Annotated in this window: 15 protein-coding genes; 2 read left to right on the top strand and 13 right to left on the bottom strand. The window is 37.7% G+C overall.

What is annotated here, in order from left to right:
- Nucleotides 1-48: 48 nt before the first annotated feature.
- The 13 genes from dltD to B4D49_RS09495 form a co-directional block, all read right to left on the bottom strand.
- Complete coding sequence (gene dltD / locus B4D49_RS09555; protein WP_199543461.1) at nt 49-1,314, bottom strand: D-alanyl-lipoteichoic acid biosynthesis protein DltD; 1,266 nt, start codon at nt 1,312-1,314, stop codon at nt 49-51.
- On the bottom strand, nt 1,307-1,546 hold the full coding sequence (dltC, locus tag B4D49_RS09550; RefSeq protein ID WP_006530970.1) for a D-alanine--poly(phosphoribitol) ligase subunit DltC: 240 nt from the start codon (nt 1,544-1,546) through the stop codon (nt 1,307-1,309). The genes dltD and dltC overlap by 8 nt, the downstream gene beginning before the upstream one ends.
- Nucleotides 1,547-1,572: 26 nt before the next feature.
- Nucleotides 1,573-2,835 carry a D-alanyl-lipoteichoic acid biosynthesis protein DltB gene (dltB, locus tag B4D49_RS09545; protein WP_286784214.1) on the bottom strand — a complete coding sequence of 421 codons (1,263 nt, stop codon included), beginning with the start codon at nt 2,833-2,835 and terminating at the stop codon, nt 1,573-1,575.
- Nucleotides 2,832-4,370: a D-alanine--poly(phosphoribitol) ligase subunit DltA gene (dltA, locus tag B4D49_RS09540; protein ID WP_286784213.1), complete on the bottom strand. Its 1,539-nt coding sequence runs from the start codon at nt 4,368-4,370 to the stop codon at nt 2,832-2,834. The genes dltB and dltA overlap by 4 nt, the downstream gene beginning before the upstream one ends.
- A 15-nt stretch (nt 4,371-4,385) precedes the next feature.
- Nucleotides 4,386-4,508 (bottom strand): teichoic acid D-Ala incorporation-associated protein DltX, encoded by a 123-nt coding sequence (locus tag B4D49_RS09535; RefSeq protein ID WP_286784212.1) that lies wholly within the window; start codon nt 4,506-4,508, stop codon nt 4,386-4,388.
- A gap of 9 nt (nt 4,509-4,517) precedes the next feature.
- Entirely contained in the window at nt 4,518-5,675 is a 1,158-nt protein-coding gene (locus tag B4D49_RS09530; RefSeq protein ID WP_349679003.1) for a HAMP domain-containing sensor histidine kinase, read from the bottom strand.
- Complete coding sequence (locus tag B4D49_RS09525) at nt 5,669-6,358, bottom strand: response regulator transcription factor (RefSeq protein WP_286784210.1); 690 nt, start codon at nt 6,356-6,358, stop codon at nt 5,669-5,671. The genes B4D49_RS09530 and B4D49_RS09525 overlap by 7 nt, the downstream gene beginning before the upstream one ends.
- Nucleotides 6,359-6,675: 317 nt before the next feature.
- Nucleotides 6,676-7,470: a helix-turn-helix domain-containing protein gene (locus B4D49_RS09520; protein ID WP_132868952.1), complete on the bottom strand. Its 795-nt coding sequence runs from the start codon at nt 7,468-7,470 to the stop codon at nt 6,676-6,678.
- A 159-nt stretch (nt 7,471-7,629) separates the two neighbouring features.
- Nucleotides 7,630-8,277, bottom strand: a complete 648-nt coding sequence (gene bglS / locus B4D49_RS09515; RefSeq protein WP_132868951.1) for a beta-glucanase — start codon at nt 8,275-8,277, stop codon at nt 7,630-7,632.
- A gap of 27 nt (nt 8,278-8,304) precedes the next feature.
- Nucleotides 8,305-9,630 (bottom strand): beta-glucanase, encoded by a 1,326-nt coding sequence (bglS, locus tag B4D49_RS09510; RefSeq protein WP_286784209.1) that lies wholly within the window; start codon nt 9,628-9,630, stop codon nt 8,305-8,307.
- A 25-nt stretch (nt 9,631-9,655) separates the two neighbouring features.
- Entirely contained in the window at nt 9,656-10,501 is an 846-nt protein-coding gene (locus B4D49_RS09505) for a carbohydrate ABC transporter permease (protein ID WP_074482398.1), read from the bottom strand.
- Nucleotides 10,501-11,445, bottom strand: a complete 945-nt coding sequence (locus B4D49_RS09500; RefSeq protein WP_058832839.1) for a carbohydrate ABC transporter permease — start codon at nt 11,443-11,445, stop codon at nt 10,501-10,503. The genes B4D49_RS09505 and B4D49_RS09500 overlap by 1 nt, the downstream gene beginning before the upstream one ends.
- A gap of 176 nt (nt 11,446-11,621) precedes the next feature.
- Nucleotides 11,622-12,989 (bottom strand): ABC transporter substrate-binding protein, encoded by a 1,368-nt coding sequence (locus tag B4D49_RS09495; RefSeq protein WP_286784208.1) that lies wholly within the window; start codon nt 12,987-12,989, stop codon nt 11,622-11,624.
- A 378-nt stretch (nt 12,990-13,367) separates the two neighbouring features.
- Here B4D49_RS09495 and B4D49_RS09490 point away from each other — a divergent pair, with 378 nt between their 5' ends.
- Nucleotides 13,368-16,067 (top strand): GH36-type glycosyl hydrolase domain-containing protein, encoded by a 2,700-nt coding sequence (locus B4D49_RS09490; protein ID WP_286784207.1) that lies wholly within the window; start codon nt 13,368-13,370, stop codon nt 16,065-16,067.
- A gap of 19 nt (nt 16,068-16,086) precedes the next feature.
- The gene (locus B4D49_RS09485) at nt 16,087-18,498 is read left to right on the top strand and encodes a GH36-type glycosyl hydrolase domain-containing protein (protein ID WP_286784206.1); all 2,412 of its coding nucleotides are present in this window, start codon (nt 16,087-16,089) and stop codon (nt 18,496-18,498) included.
- Nucleotides 18,499-18,593: the final 95 nt, after the last annotated feature.

Below are 18,593 nucleotides of genomic sequence, written 5' to 3'. Positions count from 1 at the left end.
AAAAAACTCAACCTTATTCGGGTTGAGTTTTTTGTTCTGTTAAATTTTTTAATAGAATGAATCAGGCTCTTTGGTGTAATTTGCCCATTTTTTACTTAGAAATTGTTTGTTGATTTGGTAGCTTGGTTTACTTTGCTTTTCAGTCAAGAACGGGTTAACAGCCTTATCCATAGCTACCCAGCCATTCCAGCCCATGTGGATAGTATCTTGCATGAAGTAAGCCTTATCACCATCTCTTGAGAAATCAGCAATATTTTTAAATCCTTGACTTTGCAACTGGTATTTGATTTTTTCAACTGCTTTTTGGTACATGTCTTCGTTAAGCCCTGTATAATCTGACCATTTGCTATTAACAGGTGGGATAACAAAAAGAACATTCGTATTGTTTTGAGCAAATTGGTTCAATACCAATTGTAGATCGTTGTACTCCGGTGATTTTAAGTAGTTAAATTTACGTTGGGAATTTTTGAGGTCTTTCAATCTTGGCTTAATGCGGATATCATAAAAGCCATTATCGATGCCGAAAGTGTTACCGCTACTTGCCTTTTTACCAGCTGCTGTCGCCTCTTTTTCTAAACAGTGATATGAAAAAGCATTTGGGAGTTTTTTAGCTTGAGTAACTACTTTGCTATCGTAATGATCAATCACAGAAACGCGACTGAAAAAAGCATCTTCTTTTTGATAAACAACACTTTGAGTTCTGAGTTTTCTCTTATCAGCTGCTGATAATTTTTTGCCTTCAGCTACTTTTTCCATCATGTCTTTGAATGAAGACTCTGGATAAAGTTTCAAGAAACGTTTAGCAGCATAACGATCATAAGCTGTTCCTGTTTGGCTTTGCAAGAAATCAATGGCTTGTCCACTGCTAAAATAGGTTTGAAATGCAGCCGCATTTGCTCCTTTAGACGTAAACCACTGAGGTGAAATGAAATAAACAGCCTGCTTATTTTTCAGCTCACCATTAATTTGTTGAATGCCATAAAAGTGTGTCAATGAAGCAGATCCTCTTTGACCAAGCAAATATGGTGTATAAGAACGATTGTAAGCTTCTGCAATGACAGAAGGGTGCATTTTATCAAAGCGCAGCCACTCACTTGAACCAAAGAAAGGAACGAAACGATGATTTGGATCCGTTAAAGCACGAACCTTTTTATATTTGCTCTTAAAACCTGTTTTGCTTAAGGAAACAGCATCTTTCTTTTCAACTTCTAGGGAGTGAGATTTATTGGAAACAGAGACACTGCCAAGGATAATGAATACAAGTAACAGAGCACAAATAACTGGTCCTAGAATTTGCCAGAGGCGTTTAAGCATTGCGAAGTTCCTCTATTCCAGCAATGATTTTATTAGCAGTATTCCAATCATCACGTCCAAATTCTGAAATTGGAATTTCAATATCAAAATGACTTTCCAATTCAACAATCAATTCGACTGTTCCCATACTATCAAGGACGCCTGCATCAAACAAATCTTCATCCATCATGTCTGAAACGTCTTCCATAAAAAGATCATCAATAATTGCTAATACATCTGATTTAATATCCATTTGCTAAACTCCTTTATATTGAATTTTTATTTTGCAGGTGGTTGAGGGAACCGTAATTGATCCAAGAACCCTGAAAATAGTAAGAACGACAACATCACAACGTTAAATGTGATGAAAATACCAAGACCTTGTGTCCATTTATTATCAGGTAATGGCGATAAGCCTTGTTTTTTGCGCTCACGATTGATTTTTTTCTTCTTGCGAACCCATGCATCATTAATCACAAGACCCACACCATGAAATAGTCCATAAGCGATATAGTACCACGTTAAGCCATGCCAAAATCCCATGATTAACATGTTAATAATATAAGCGACGCTTGATGTGACATTGCGATTTTTAAAAACTTTGTGCTTAACCAAAACCTTAACCAAACGCATGAAAACAAAATCACGGAACCAGAAAGACAAACTCATGTGCCAACGGTTCCAAAATTCCTTCAAATCACGTGATTTAAATGGTTGGTTAAAGTTAACTGGGCTCTTGATTCCCATTAGATTTGAAATAGCTAATGCAAACATACTATAACCTGCAAAGTCAAAGAATAAATCAAAACCATAGGCGTACATCACACCCAAAGTTGCAATGTTAAACACACCGCCCATTTCTAGCGCTTCTTCCTTTAACGGCGCCATCAAAAGTGTTCCAAAGATGTAAGCTAGAATAAACTTATAAAGGAATCCCAGCATTAAATAACGAACACTCTCTTCAAGCATATCAAGCAGTTCATCTTTTTCAGGAATGTTCTCATAGTCTTCATCAAAGCGGTTAAAACGATCAATCGGACCACTTGAAAAAGTTGGCATAAAGAGAAGAAAACGCAAAAATTGCCATAAACTAAACTCTTTTAAAACACCATCTCGCATCTCCATAATCGTCCCAACCGCACGGAAGGTTAGGTAGGAAATACCTAAAAATCCAAAGAGCGATTGATGATTATCGATAGTCATTAATGGAGTAACCTTAGTCCAAGCCAAAGGTAAAATAGCTAGAAAAACACTAAGGTAAAAAATCCATTTGTTATTATGATTTTTTCGGTAAGTTTTGTAAGCAAAAACAAGAAATACTTGCCAGACAACATAAGCTAACAGAGAAGTTATTTGATGAAGATTTTTCCCCGTCAACATTAAAATGATAAAAGCCAGGCTAACCAAAGCTTCATAAACGGGAAATCTTTTTTTGAAAAAAAGTCCGATAAAGATAGGTAAAACTGCCACAATCAGATAAAGAAAATATTGCGGATTTCCGTAAGCTTCTAAGTGCGGCAATTGATGGAGAAACTCAATCATCGACTATTTACCTCGTTCATCAAGCCCTTGATATCAATTTTTCCATTTGGTGTCAACGGTAGGCTTTCGCGATAAAGGAATTTTGAAGGCATCATATAATCCATCATGATATCTTTCAAATCTTCTTTGATAGCCTTAGTGATATCCAATTGACGTTCAAATTGCTCTGAAACTCCCTCTTTCAACACCACATAAGCTAGGAGATTTTGTACCTTGTGGTCTTTGTTATAGCGAGGAACAGCGACAGCAGACTTGATGTATTCTGATTTGTTAAGATTTTGAGAAACTTCTTCAAGCTCAATGCGGTAACCGTTGAATTTGATTTGGAAATCCATACGTCCACCATATAGCAAGAGACCTTCATCAGTCATCACTCCTAAATCACCTGTGTGATAGGCTGGTAATCCTTCAAACTCAAAAAATGCAGCTTGGGTACGTTCTGGATTATTGAGGTATCCTTTTGAGACCGCTGGACCAGACACAATAATTTCACCTTGTTCACCATTTGGAAGAGCTTTACCATTTTCATCAATAACAAAGGTTGGTGAATCTTCTTTAGTATATCCAATCGGCAGACGTTTACATGTTTTCAACATCTCATCTGTGATAGCTACCGCAGAAAGCGCAACTGTAGCTTCTGTTGGACCATAAGCATTAACAATGCGTGCTTTAGGGAAACGGCTACGCAATTTTTGAGCTGTTTTTACTGTTAACTCTTCCCCATCGAAATAAAAATGTGTCAAATGTGGCAATGTCTCTTGATTGAAGTCAGTTGACAACATGGCCATATCAGCAAATGATGGTGTTGATGTCCAAACCTCAATCGGCAATTCATTAATGGTTGTGAAGAGTCGCTTGAAGTCAGTTGTTAATTCTTTCGGAAGAGCAAAGAGTGTCCCACCAAGTGCTAAAGTTGGTGCCCAATACATGACTGACAAGTCAAACGAATATGGTGGTTGTGCCAACATTTGTGGACGTTCTGGTACTGAAAACTCTTTATCCGAAATCATCCAATTGGTAAAGCTAAGCAGGTTATCATGGGAAATTTGAACCCCTTTTGGTTTACCCGTTGTCCCAGAAGTAAAGATAATATAATAATTATCATCACCTTTAACAGGATGAGTCAATTGATATTCAGATTTTTGTGCAAAAATCGTTTGTAATTGGTCAAGTGTAATCATTGGAATATTAGTTATTTCCAAAGGAAAGTCACCTACTGCAATAATCAAGCTTGGCTCAGCTACTTCTAAAATAACTTCAATACGTTCAAGAGCTGAATGTTGGTCAACTGGAATATAAGCATGTCCAGATTTTGTCAACGCTACAAAAGTAGCTAACATATCATACTCTTGTCCTCCAAAAACAAGAACAGGAGATTTTTCTTCCAGCTTCAAAAAATCAATATAAGCTGCTAGAGAATCTGAATTTTCCTTCAAGTCACGGTAAGTATGAACTTCCCCTAAGACATTGTAGACTGGAAAATCGCCTTGTATCTGAGCAAAATGCTCAATTTTCTCAATCATATCGTGTAACATGAACAGTTTACCTTTCTAAAACTCATTGTAGATGAAATTACCTTGACCACGACCAAGATAACTGAAAAAATAAATTAAAACCGTAAAAATTACAAAATAAAACAAGGTTTTTAATAGAAATCGAGTAGTATCCTTCATTGAAACTCCTTATTTAATTGGTAGTTGCACCTCAAACGTTAAATTACCGTCAACTTGCCAAACTTTGATACTGCCTTTGTGTTTTTCCACAATAGCTTTGGCAATCGCTAGTCCTAAACCAAAACTTGAACTACTGTTACGGGAATCTTCAGCTTGGTAAAAACGCTCAAAAATATTATTTAACACATCATCTGGGTAGACTTGGCTAGGATTTGACACTCGTAAAAGAGCCGTTTTCTTTTCTTGCAGCAAATCGACCTTAATCTTTCCCTTGTCCAAAGAATGCTTAATCGCATTATCCAAAAGAATAGTAATTAACTGTTTCAACTGAGATTCTTGTCCGAGAACTTCAATATTTTCTGAAATATTGTCCTCAATTAATTTGCCTTCTTCATAGGCTAAGCTTTCGTAACTCAGAATCATTTCTTGGCAAATGCTTGAAAAATTAATTTTGTCAAAATGAGCTCTGCCATCTTTATCAAGTTTAGATAAGCCAAGGAGCTCTTGAATCAAATGTTCCATTCGCTTCGTTTCAGAAAGAATATGATTCAAGTAACGATTAGGGGTAATTTGACTTTGCAAAACTTGAGCATTAGCACGAATAGAAGCAATTGGTGTTTTCAATTCATGGCTAGCGTCTGAAACAAAACGTTTCTCACGATCAATGGCATCTTGAGCTGGTTGAACAATAAATCGTGACAGATAAATACTAACTCCTGTAAGCAAAAGAAGGCCAAAAATGACATAAATCGTAACGAGAAAAATTTGAGCATAGGAAGCTGAATAATTTGAAAAATCAATAAAAACAACTTGCCAAGTTCCATCTTTCTTTTCCTTCAAAGAATAGATGTAATCATGCCATTTCCAACTCTTTTTCCCTCTGTTTAACAAATCTTTGCTGACTTCTTTAACCTCTTTATTGGCTAAAAAAGTGTTGTTAACTTGAATATCTGGTTTGTCATTTTCATCAATGGTGACAAAAGCAATGGCTTCGTCAGTATTTTCTTTGACATAACCATTAGCAGCCACCAATTTAACAATTCGATAAGTATCATATTCATCCCAATACCTATCGTAACGGTCGCTAATAACCAATAAAATCAAAACCATAGCCGTTAACATGGACATGGTAATGAAGACAAATTTTAGCCGAAGATTCTTCATGATGAGCCTTCTTTCTCTCCATCTTCTAGCGAATATCCAACACCTTTGGTTGTTTTAATGGCGGCACTTGCTGCCAAAAACCGAAGTTTTTTACGTAAAAAGGAGATAAAGACTTCCAGCTGATTATAATCGGATTCATCTAAAGGTCCCCAGACCTTCAAAATTAATTGGTTTTTAGGGATAATCTTTTTGGAATTTCGCAAGAAAGTTTCCATCAGCAGAAATTCTTTATTAGACAACTTAACTTCACGCTCTGCCACGCTTAACTCTCTCGTGTCCAGATTCAAAATCAAGTTGCCAAACTTGAGATGATTCACTTGCGTAATAGACGATTGACGTGTCCGCAAACGAATCCGTGCCAATAATTCTTCTGCCTCAAATGGCTTAGTCATGTAGTCATCAGCACCCAAATCAAGTCCCAAAACACGGTCTTCTAATTGAGATTTGGCTGTCAAAAAAATGATAGAAACTTCCATTCCCATTTGGCGAACGCGCTTCAAAACACTGACACCATCAAACTTTGGCAACATAATATCCAGAAGAATTAAGTCATAAAGTCCTGTTAAAATATAATCCAGTGCAGACTCACCATCAAAAACCAAATCAACTTCATAACGATGATTTTCAAGAATGGCTTGAATCGCCTCCGCAATTCCTTGCTCATCCTCGACCACTAAAATTCTCAACTGGCTCTCCTCCCTTTTTTACTCAAAACCTAGTATAAAACGCCAAAATTGAATTAACCTTGAAATTTTCTTTATTTTTTTAAGATTGCCTGGTTGAAACTACATCATTTTTACAGGGACTTATACCAAACCATTATAAGTAAGCCTAGCCCTAAAAGTCCGTGTAAATTGATGAAATTTTAAGGCAAAAATGTGGCAGTTTTCTTTATTCCTAGTTTATACTTAATCTCTCCAAATGTCCTTACAAAGCTGTAAGTTAAGCGAAAAAACCAAAAAAGCCTGAGACAATTTCTCAGGCTTTATAATTCAATCAATTATTACATGGCTTCAGAAGGTTTACTAGCTTTGCTACCTTCTGACCAAATTTTTTCATTCCATTTGACATTATGGTGTGTGTCACGGTATTTTTTAGGAGTGATTCCGACAACTTCTTTAAATTGCTGGATAAAGTGACTTTGAGATGAAAATGATAGATGATTAGCAATTTCAATCATTGAATAATCACTAAATTTCAACAAGTCTTTTGCAACTTCAATTTTCTTATTTTTAACATAAGTGCTAACAGAAACACCAACCTCTTTCTTAAATAAACGTGAAAGATAGCTTGCTGAAATGCCGAATTCAGTTGCCAATTGTTCCACCGTAATACGTTCTTTAACGTGACAATAGATATAATCTTTACAATCTGATACGTGTTTTGAAATGACATCTTTTTGAATTTCACGTCGCATACGTTCAGTGTAATCAATAACCATTTCATCATGTAAATTTTGAACTTCTTGAACAGTGTGAAGATCATCAAGTTTTTGAATATAAAAGTCACTAAGTCTAAACGCTTGTTCCAATTCCATACCATTTTGACCACACATGCGTGTAATCATTGCAGTTGTAATGACAAAATGATATTTCAAATTCGTAATTGGATTACGTGAAAGAGTTCCCACACCATCTTCTGACACAAAACGCTCTTGTTCACAATTTTTACGAACTGCCTCAACATCACCTGTTGCTACCGCTTGATAAAATAAGAACTCTTCCGTCAAAGGACGATGCTCCACATCATCCAAATTATCACTAATGGCTAAAAGTCTCCACTCATCCTTATAATTCATCCCAATCTCCTTTTTGTAAACGATTACTATTTTCTTATCATTTTACCACATTTCTGTACTTTTGATAAAAATCAAATGCAATGAAATAAATAAAATCTCCAATGGAGATTTTATTTCTATTCCTACAAAGAAGATTACCAGTTTTGAATATTAGCTTTTTTAAGATTCTTTATCATAGCTAATCCAATCATAGTAACCGTACAAAGGTGTCTTTCCATCATAATGATCTAGCCAATCATCAACTCCAATTCCTGGCCAAACGTTCATCATGATTTTACCTGGCGTGCTAGGTAGATTTTCTGTCACTGTATGAACCGCTTTTCCATCAACATACCAAGTAATATGGTCTTCGCGCCATTCAAAACCATAGGTGTGCCATTCTTCTGAAGCATCAAACCCCAAGTCATAAAGATACTCATGATTCCCAACACCATCAGTAAAATAGTTGAATTGAACTTTTGTCGTATCTTTTCCAAGAAACTCAATGTCAATTTCATCCCATTTTGTACCATCAGTTGGACCTGTGTAGGTGAAAAACGATGTCACCACACCAGTGTTCTTAATAGCTTTCATACGAACTTGATAAAAGCCGTAATGAAAATAGTCTCTTGTTCGCCATTCACCACCAGTATAACCAGCAGCATCACGATCAATCTTTAAACTAAGACCGTCACCTTCAAAATTAACATTGTCAGGTTGCCAAATGCAATCAAACATGTCGCCATTTGCACCTGTGCGTAATTCCATATAAGACGCATCATAAGTTTCAAAAGTTGTCTTAAAATGTGCTTCTTGATTTATCTTCATGTTTTTAACACTCATACTTTCTTGATATTATAATTTACCTTTTTTAAAAGGAAGTGCTAAGAAGCCAAGGAAGGCTACCAAGACACCAGAAATTGTCAACAATTTGCTTGGACGTTGACCAGTTTCTGGCAAAGCTAAGAATGAATTCTTAGCAAGACTAGCTGTTGATACAGATTGTGTGACTGCTGCTTGATTTGATGTTACTTGTGTTGATGAAATTGTTGATGTTGCAGAGGCTGTTGAAGCTGCCAAATCAGCTGCCGCAGCTTTTGCTTTTTGATATGCCTCAACCGCTGGATTTTCAACTTCTACTTTATTTCCGTTGTAAGAAATCCAATCATAATAAGCAACAAGTGGTGTTTGACCATCATATGGTGCCAACCAATCGTCAACGCCAATTCCTGGCCAAGCATTCATCATGATTTTTCCTGGTGTAACTGGGAGATTTTCAGTCGCTGTGTAAACCGCAACACCATCAACATACCAAGTGATGTGATCAGCTTGCCAATCAAAACCATAAACGTGATAGGCTTGTGAAGCATCAAATCCTAAATCATAAAGGTATTCATGCCCACCAACACCATTAGTGTAGTAGTTGAATTGAACTTTTGTTGTGTCTTTTCCGAGAAATTCAATATCGATTTCATCCCAAGGATTGTTGTCACTTGGCCCAGTATAAGTGAAGAATGATGATACAACACCTGGGTTACTAATTGGTTGCATACGAACAGAATACATACCATAACCAAAGAATTCACGCGTACGCCATTCAGCAGCATTATAACTGTAAGCACGTGTGTTGTTACGGTCAATTGTCAATGTCAATGTGCCATCTTTAACAACCGTATTATCTGGAACCCAGCGACAATCAAATGGATCACCATTGAACCAGTCAGAACGTTCCATTGTAGTATCGTCATAGTTATCAAAATCTACACGATAATCACCTGTGTGAAGAACTTGCTCAGGTGCTTCTGTTGTATCTTCAGAATCTGAATCAGTATTTTCTGTAGCAGTTAACTGAGAATCAGTTTGCTCTTGATTGTCAGTTGATTGAACATTAGTCTGCACTTGTTCATTAGAAGCCAGTACTGTTTGATTAGTGTCACCTGCTTCAGCAGAAGAAACTGCATTTGATTCTGAGGTTTGATTAGAGGCTTGGGCAATAGCTTGATTGCCTGCTTCACTGACATTTTCTTCTGTATTAGTCGTTTGAGCATTTGTCACAAGTGCTGCATTATCTGTTGATGCAACATTATTTACCTCATCAGCTGATACAAAATTAACTCCAATATTTAAACTGCACAAAGCAGTTGCGTAGCAAATGTACTTTACTACATCTTTCTTAGACATGAAATCTCCTTTTTTCTCTTATAAATTATTCCTTAACACCACCGAGTGTAACACCTGCAATGATGTATTTTGAAAGGAAAAGATAAACAATAATAATTGGAACGATAGCAACTAAAATCATAGTGTAGATTTTACCCATATCAAAGTTCATATAGTCTGCACCACGTAATGTTGCAATCAAAATTGGTACGGTCATCTTGCTCTTTGTTTGAATAACCAAGGCTGGAATGAAGTAGTTATTCCAAGAACCAACAAAGGTAAAGATTGCTTGAACCGCAATAGCCGGTTTCATAATTGGAAGGACAATCGTGTTAAATGTTCTAAATTCATTTGAACCATCAATACGTGCAGCTTCTACCAATGAAATTGGTAATGATGATTCCAAGTAGCTATACATGAAATAGAAGACCGCTGGTGAAGCAACTGATGGAATAATCAATGGAAGCCAACTATCGTACATTCCCATGTTAGTGATTAAGCGCAAGAAACCCATTGAAGTAACTTGTGTTGGCATAACCAAAATCGCCAAAATGAAAGTAAAGGCAACTTTTTTCAACTTAAAGTCATAAACATATAAACCATAAGCAGTCAAAGCTGAGAAATAAGTACAGATAGCAGCTGTCAAGCCTGAAATAATCAAGCTATTCAAAATCCCATGAAACATTGGGAAGCTACCATCATTAGCTACCTTACTCAGATTATCAAATAATGAAGCACCTGGTAGCGCTGAAAAGCCTTTTTGCAACTCAGCATGTGAGTGTGTCGCATTGATAATCAAGATATAAAAGAAGAATAGGCACATGAATGATAAGGTAATTAATACAAAATGTGCCACAATAACACGTAATCTGTTTTTTGCTTTTGTTGACATTATTTCGCCTTTCTACCTTTGTGTTTCAATTGGTGTTTGGTCATTTTAATTTCATTGTTAGTCATACGGTAAACGAACCAACAAAGAATAGCACTAACCACAAAGAGGTAAACTGATAGTGCACCCGCCATACCGTAGTTCTTGCTCTTCAAATGATTATTCAAGAACATAATCAAAGTAGTTGACGTACGGTCTGGTGAACCTTGTCCATTTGTCAAGATTTGAGGAACGTCGAACATTTGCAAACCACCGATGATTGAGGTAATCAATGTATAAGCCAAAATTGGTCGAATCATTGGCAAAGTGATATAGAAGAAACGTTGACGACTGTTACAACCATCAATTTCAGCAGCCTCGAAGATATCTGGACTAATCCCCATGATAGCTGCCATCAACATGATTGTTGTATTACCGAACCACATCAAGAAGTTCATCACACCAACCAATGAACGAGTTCCTAGAGCTGATCCCATAAAATCAATTGGTTCTTTAATCCAACCAAGTGATTCTAAAATAGAATTAATCGGACCATTTGTTGAAAAGAGTGTGAAGAATAACATGGCAAATGCTGAGGCCATGATTAGGTTTGGCAAATAAATGACAACTTTAAAAAATTGTCGTCCACGAATTTTAAGTCGTGCATCAACAAACCAGTTGGCAAGCAGCAAAGCAATGACAATCTGCGGAATAAATCCAATCAACCACATAATCATTGTATTTGCCGCATATTTCAACATGTCTGAATGCAGTAAGCTCACGTAATTTTTTAACCCAACAAAGTTAGGTCCAATTTCTGTCATCCCTGAACGATAATATTCAAAGAAACTATACCGAATGGTATCTACCAAAGGTATAAAAGAGAAAATGAAGAAAATTAGGAAGAAGGGAAGGATGAAAATATATCCCCATTTCCCATAATCTATACGCTTACGTCTTTTTTTCATCTTTATCACTCCTCCAAAATACGGGGAGCAAGTCAGAATACCTTCCATCTGGAATCGATTTTCTAACTCGCCCCCGCAAGGTCTACCAAAATTCTAAAAACCTCTATTAAGCGACTCAATCCTCTAAACTAATAGCATTTAAGTCTAGGACAATCGACCCAAACTCTTTAAGCTATTTAGTCTGGCCATTTTACATCTATAATTTCTGGATAACGTTCTTTAATGGCTGTTTCAAAGTTTGATTTAGCTTTGTTGTAGCTTACTTTACCTTGTAGGTAGTCATTAAAGGCATTTTGAATCAATTCAACACAACCTTGGTCATATGATGACAATGGCGCAATCTTGATTTTTTCTGCAACTGGTGCATAGTGAGAATAAGCATTTTCACCACCAAGGAAGTCTGATTTGAAGCTATCATCTTCGGCTGCTGCTTCCATACCAGATTTAGTATTTGTGAAGTCTTGGTAATCTTTAGAAATCTTCAATAGGTTATCTTTATCAGCTGTCAAAGCTTTGATGATTTCTTTAACATGTTTAGGGTTATCAGTACCTTCGGCACCGTGGATATATGAACCACCCCAGTTGTATTCTTGTGGTGGATTAGTAACTGCCCAGTCACCATCTGCGCCATCCCAGTTAGATTTCAAAGTAAAGTCAATACCCCAAGCTGGGAACAAGAATGCAAAGACTTTAGATTGAGAGCCCATAGCTTTATTCCAATCATCAGTCCATTGACCTTTAACTGTCTTATTGAAGTAACCAGCATCAAGCCATTCTTTAGAATCTTTAACCCAGTTCATGATTTGTGGGTCAACACGAACTGTTGTTGATCCTTCTTCAACCCATGGTTTAGAAATACTGTTACCATACAAACGGAAAGTATCTGCATATGAAGCAAATGTGTAGTAACCTTTATCAAGAAGTTCTTGTGATGTTGCTTTCATAGTATCCCAGTCTTTAACTTTTTCACCAACTGCTGTTGGGTCATCAGTACCAAATACTGCTTTAGCAATATCACGACGATAGATTAGAACACCTGGACATGTTTGCCAAGTTGAACCACGTTGCACACCATCTTCATCAGAAGCAGTTTCCTTAGTAAAATCATATTGGTCAGCCAAATCTTTCTTAGGATTAATTCCTAAATCTTTAAGTGGCATTGCAACGTTTGCTTCTTTTGAAGTGTATTTTGTAACGTAGTCAGTTTCTGATAAGAAAATATCAACTTTGTCATCTGCATCAGCTGAATCTTGTTTTCCAAGAGCTTCATCCAATTTTTGTTGATAAACACCGTCTTGGTTTGGATTGATAATCCAGTGGATTTCTGTACCATCTTTTAATTTAGTAACAGTTCCATCTTTAGAAGTTTCTTTAACTTCTGGATAAACGGCTTCAACACGTTGACGGAATTCATCATTCCAAGAATAGATGTTGATGACTTTGCCTTCTGCACCTGAAGCTGATGTGCTTGATTTAGAAGAGCAACCAACCATTGTCCCTGCTGCAAGAGCAATCGCTATAAAAGCGCTTACTTTTTTGTTCATAATCCTTCTCCTTTTTGAGGTTTCCCCTCATGTTTTTTGTAACTGCATTATACCCCGATTGACTGAAGTGTTATATTATAATATTTTAAAAAATATCATTTTTATGACCTAGTTTGAAAAATTTTTACAAAAAATCATGTTTTTCTAATCTTTTTAATAGGTAAACCCTTTCAATAAAATGTGCTTAGTTCCTTTTATATCAATGGTTTTAGTCGTTTTTCTAACTTTAAACCACGTCATTCCCTAATAAAAGTCCTTATGTACAAAAAATGACACTTCTTTAGTTAATATCATAATTATGATATTTTTCTCTTCTTTTTTGTTTTCTCTAAATTCAATTTCGACTAAAATATGTGGCAGAAGATAAAGGAGATAACTATGAAGCCATTAACATTTACTAATAACAAGGGAGATTTCAAACTTTCCCAAGCAGAAAATATCAGTTCTTTGTACTTTCCACTTGCATCTGAAGTGGGATTAAAAAGTGCAGTCACTCCTAACCTAGGCGGTGACTCAAAAATTAATCAAGAAACTTTCCTATTAGAACCTGTCAGTGTGGATAACCTCCACAACAATCGTTCAACTCGTAATTTCTGGGTTCGCGATGACAAAGGAAATGTTTATTCTGCTACAGGAGCATCGGCTCAACAAGAAGCTCTACGCTTCTCAGATCAAGAAGAAGAAAATACGATTGAAGCTGGTTTTATGTGGCACACTATTGAACGTAAATCAGCTAACTTACCATTGAAATCTACTATTACTTCCTTTGTGCCTCGTGATGAAAATGTCGAAATCATGCGTGTGACACTTGAAAACTTATCTGATAAGGATCAAACCTTAACTGCTTTTGGTGCTGTTCCAATTTTCGGACGCAGCGCCGATAATATTCGTGACCACCGAAACGTTACTTCAATGCTTCACCGCATTTCAACAACTGAAGATGGTGTTCTTGTCTGTCCAACAATGTCATTTGATGAACGTGGTCACCAACTTAACCACCAGATTTATTATGTACTTGGTTTTGATGATGCCGAAAAAACACCAGAAACTTTCTATCCAACCGTAGAAATGTTCATCGGAGAAGGTGGAACATTTACTCATCCAGCTACCATATATAAAGAAACAACTGGAGTTGCTAGCAATACTCGTATTGATGGTCGCGAAGCTATGGGAGCTTTCAAATTTGAAACCTTTACCCTAGCGGCTGGTCAAAGTAAAACCTTTATCCTATTAATGGGGATTAATGATAAAACTGAAAACATCCAAGCCGTCGCCAATAAATACAAAAATCTAGCAACTGTTGACAAAACATTACAAGAAACTAAAGAGTATTGGCAAGAAAAAGTCGGTGTTGACTTCAAGACAGGTGACAGTGACTTTGATGGCTACATGAAATGGGTATGTTTCCAACCATTCCTTCGTCGTCTCTTTGGTTGTTCATTCCTTCCACATCACGACTATGGACGTGGTGGACGCGGATGGCGTGACCTATGGCAAGATTGTTTGTCATTATTGCTAATGGAACCAAAAACTGTTGGTGACATGATTGTTAATAACTACAAAGGTGTCCGTCTAGATGGTACCAATGCTACAATCATTGGTGATGGCGACGGAAACTTCCTGGCTGACCGTAATGGTATCACTCGTGTTTGGATGGACCATGCCCTCTGGCCTTTGATGACAACTAAACTTTATATCGACCAAACTGGTGACATCGATATTTTGACAAAAGAAGTCTCATACTTCAAAGACCCGCACGTTAAACGCGGAACTGAAATCGACCAAGATTGGAACGATGCTTACGGTAACCAACAACGTACAGCTGACGATGCCATTTACACTGGTAGTATCCTCGAACACTTGTTGATTCAACATTTGACAGGATTCTACGAAGTTGGTAAACATAATATTTATCGTCTCCGCGGTGCTGACTGGAACGATGCTCTTGATATGGCTGATGAAAACGGTGAAAGTGTTGCCTTTACCGCAGCTTATTCTGGTAACTTAATGGATCTTGCCAACTTGATTCGCCTGTTAGAAAGTCAAACTAACACAGATTCTATCGAAATTCTTGAAGAAATTGGACTTTTGCTTAAGAAAGATTCAGATATCTACGATAACATCGAACGTAAACACCAAATTCTTGAAGCCTATACAAATCAATGTCGTCACAATGTCAAAGGACGTAAAATTAGAATTTCTCTTTCTGAACTTGCTCTTAACCTTATTCAAAAAGCCGCTTGGTTACGTCAACACCTTCAAAAACAAGAATGGCTTGACTTCAATGACCAAGAAGGTTGCTACAATAGCTACTATGACAACAGCAGCAAACCAACTGACGGCTTCTATAACGACCGTATGCATATGATGTTGACTGGACAAGTCTTCCCTATCATGAACTATGTCGCTACAGATGAACAAATCCGTAAAATCACCGCTAGCGCAGACCACTACCTCTACCGTCCTGAAATCGGTGGCTACCGTCTCAATACAGATTTCAAAGAAATCAAAACAGACCTTGGACGTATGTTTGGTTTTGCTTACGGTGAAAAAGAAAATGGTGCTGTCTTCTCTCACATGACTGTTATGTACGCTAACGCACTTTATCGTCGTGGATTTGCTAAAGAAGGATGGAAGGCCCTTAAAACACTCTCTGACACAGCATTAAACTTTGAAACTAGCCGTATCTATCCTGGTATCCCTGAATACTTCCGTGCTGACGGTCGTGGAGTTTACCACTACTTAACAGGTGCTGCAAGCTGGTACATGTTGACAATGGTTACTGAAGCCTTTGGTGTTCACGGAAAAGCCGGTGACCTTGTCCTTTATCCTAAACTTCTTGCAGAGCAATTTGATGAAAAAGGTCGCGCAAGCATTACAACACAATTTGCTGATAAGACTTTCAAAATTCACTACGATAATCCAAACAAAAAAGACTTTGGAAAATACATTATTAAAAAAGCTACTTGCGATAATAAAGAAATCGATATTACCGATGATGCTTTTGCCTTCATCACAAAAGCTGACCTCGCTAAACTCAGCGATGACGTTCATAAAATTGTCATTACATTAGACTAAGGAAATGAAAGGAAATCCTATGAAATACGGATACTTTGACGATACCAATCGCGAATATGTTATCGACCATCCCAATACTCCTAACCCATGGGTAAACTACCTTGGGTCACCTGAATACGGAGCTATCATCTCCAACAATGCTGGAGGTTATAGCTTTGCCAAATCTGGTGCTAATGGTCGTATTCTTCGTTACGTTTTCAACAACTTTGACCAACCTGGTCGCTATATTTACCTACGTGATGATGACACTAAAGACTTCTGGTCTGCATCATGGCAACCTGTTGGAAAAGATTTAAAAGATTACCACAGCGAATGTCACCATGGTATGGGTTACACTAAAATGATTGCCGATTATGCTGGTATTCATTCTCAAGCAAGCTATTATGTTCCAAAAGATAAGAGCTATGAAGTTTGGGCAATTACAGTGACTAACCGTTCTGAACAAACTCGTCACCTAACATTAACCGGTTACGCTGAATTCACTAACCATAGTAACTATGAACAAGACCAAGTTAACCTTCAATATTCTCTTTTCATCACACGCACACTCTTCCAAGATAACCGTCTCATTCAACAAATTCACGGTAACTTGGATACGCTTGATGATAGCGAACAAGTTGATGAAAAAAACGTTACTGAACGTTTCTTTGGACTTGGTGGTGCTAGTGTTAGCTCATTCTGTGGAGATAAAAAAGGCTTTTTAGGTCAATATAACGGTTACGACAAACCTGCTGGAGTCGCATCAGGAGACCTCGGAAATCAAACAAGCTACAACGAAAATGCCTGTGGTGCTCTTTCAAGTAAAGTCACACTTGAACCTCAAGAAAGTAAGACACTTGTCTTTCTTCTTGGTGAAAAACCATCCCAAGAAGCGGCGGACATCATCGCTCATTATGCTAATCCAGCTGAAACTGTTGAAGCAGAAATTCAAGAACTTCGTAAAGAATGGGAAGGTCGCTTAACTAACCTTCAAGTCAACACACCTAGCCAAGAATTTAACACAATGCTTAACACTTGGAATGCTTACAACTGTTATATGACCTTTATCTGGTCACGCGCAGCATCATTCATTTACTGCGGACTTCGTAATGGTTACGGCTATCGTGATACTGTCCAAGATATCCAAGGGATTATCCACTTAAAACCAGAAATGGCGGCGGAAAAGATTCGCTTCATGCTATCAGCTCAAGTCGACAATGGTGGCGGACTTCCTCTTGTCAAATTCACTCACAATCCAGGTCACGAAGACACACCAGACGATGCCTCTTACGTTCAAGAAACAGGTCACCCTGCTTATCGTGCTGACGATGCCCTCTGGCTCTTCCCAACAGTTTATAAATACATTTCTGAAACAGGTAACCTTGGATTCCTTGATGAAGTGATTCCATTTGCAAACAAAGGTGAAGCAAGTGTCTACGAACATTTGAAAGCTGCTATTCAGTTCTCACTTGACCACCTCGGACCTCACGGCATGCCTGCTGGGCTTTACGCTGACTGGAATGACTGTCTTCGCCTCGGTGCCAATGGTGAATCATCATTTGTCGCTTTGCAATTCTACTATGCCCTAAGCGTCTTGCGTGAATTTGCCAAAGCCAAAAACGATACTGACTACCTTGCTTTCCTTGACTCTGAACAAGATAAAATGGGACAAAAAATTCAAGACCTCTGCTGGGATAATGACCGCTTCATTCGTGGTTTCACCGAAGCAGGTGAACGTATCGGTGCAGCTGATGACCCAGAAGCTAATATGTGGCTAAACCCACAAAGCTGGGCTGTCATCAGTGGCTTTGCTGACAAAGAACAAGCAGACCTCGCTATGAATAATGTTTTTGAACAGCTTAACACAGATTATGGTGCTATCCTCATGAACCCACCATATCACGCTCACGCTTTCGACGGTGCTCTTGCTGTTATCTATAACCAAGGCACCAAAGAAAACTCTGGTATCTTCTCTCAATCACAAGGTTGGCTAATCCTAGCTGAAGCCCTACGCGGACAAGGACAGCGTGCCTTTACTTACTTTATGGAAAATGCTCCCGCTGCCCAAAACGACCGCGCAGAAATTCGTCAATTAGAACCTTACTGCTACGGTCAATTTACAGAAGGTCCTGCTAGCCCACACTTTGGACGCTCACACGTCCACTGGCTAACTGGTACAGCTTCAACTGTTATGGTTGGCTGCGTAGAAGGGATCCTAGGACTTCGACCTGATTTGAACGGTTTGAAACTCTCACCAGCTATTCCAAAAGAATGGGATAACTTCAGCATGACTAAGATTTTCCGCAGCAAAGAACTTCACATCACTGTGGAAAATCCAGAGCATAAAGAAACAGGCTTTACAAAACTCGTCCTCAACGGTCAAGAGCTTGACCAAGCCTACCTTCCTGAAGATCTCTTGCAAGAAACCAACCAAATCACTCTTACCCTTTAAAAAACTCAAAAATGCTGGGAATATATCCCAGCATTTTTTATGTTATAGCATTAAAAAAGTAACAGAACGTAACTTTGGATTACCTCTCTATTTTA

This window comes from Streptococcus sp. UBA4344 (genome assembly GCF_002393675.1).
GTDB lineage: Bacteria > Bacillota > Bacilli > Lactobacillales > Streptococcaceae > Streptococcus > Streptococcus vicugnae.
This window is presented reverse-complemented; position numbering and strand designations above follow the sequence as displayed.

Excerpts from the sequence above, each read along its gene's own strand:
- dltD (WP_199543461.1), bottom strand. The coding sequence starts at position 1,314 with ATGCTTAAACGCCTCTGGCAAATTCTAGGACCAGTTATTTGTGCTCTG.
- dltC (WP_006530970.1), bottom strand. The coding sequence starts at position 1,546 with ATGGATATTAAATCAGATGTATTAGCAATTATTGATGATCTTTTTATG.
- dltB (WP_286784214.1), bottom strand. The coding sequence starts at position 2,835 with ATGATTGAGTTTCTCCATCAATTGCCGCACTTAGAAGCTTACGGAAAT.
- dltA (WP_286784213.1), bottom strand. The coding sequence starts at position 4,370 with ATGTTACACGATATGATTGAGAAAATTGAGCATTTTGCTCAGATACAA.
- B4D49_RS09535 (WP_286784212.1), bottom strand. The coding sequence starts at position 4,508 with ATGAAGGATACTACTCGATTTCTATTAAAAACCTTGTTTTATTTTGTA.
- B4D49_RS09520 (WP_132868952.1), bottom strand. The coding sequence starts at position 7,470 with ATGAATTATAAGGATGAGTGGAGACTTTTAGCCATTAGTGATAATTTG.
- bglS (WP_132868951.1), bottom strand. The coding sequence starts at position 8,277 with ATGAAGATAAATCAAGAAGCACATTTTAAGACAACTTTTGAAACTTAT.
- bglS (WP_286784209.1), bottom strand. The coding sequence starts at position 9,630 with ATGTCTAAGAAAGATGTAGTAAAGTACATTTGCTACGCAACTGCTTTG.
- B4D49_RS09505 (WP_074482398.1), bottom strand. The coding sequence starts at position 10,501 with ATGTCAACAAAAGCAAAAAACAGATTACGTGTTATTGTGGCACATTTT.
- B4D49_RS09500 (WP_058832839.1), bottom strand. The coding sequence starts at position 11,445 with ATGAAAAAAAGACGTAAGCGTATAGATTATGGGAAATGGGGATATATT.
- B4D49_RS09495 (WP_286784208.1), bottom strand. The coding sequence starts at position 12,989 with ATGAACAAAAAAGTAAGCGCTTTTATAGCGATTGCTCTTGCAGCAGGG.
- B4D49_RS09490 (WP_286784207.1), top strand. The coding sequence starts at position 13,368 with ATGAAGCCATTAACATTTACTAATAACAAGGGAGATTTCAAACTTTCC.
- B4D49_RS09485 (WP_286784206.1), top strand. The coding sequence starts at position 16,087 with ATGAAATACGGATACTTTGACGATACCAATCGCGAATATGTTATCGAC.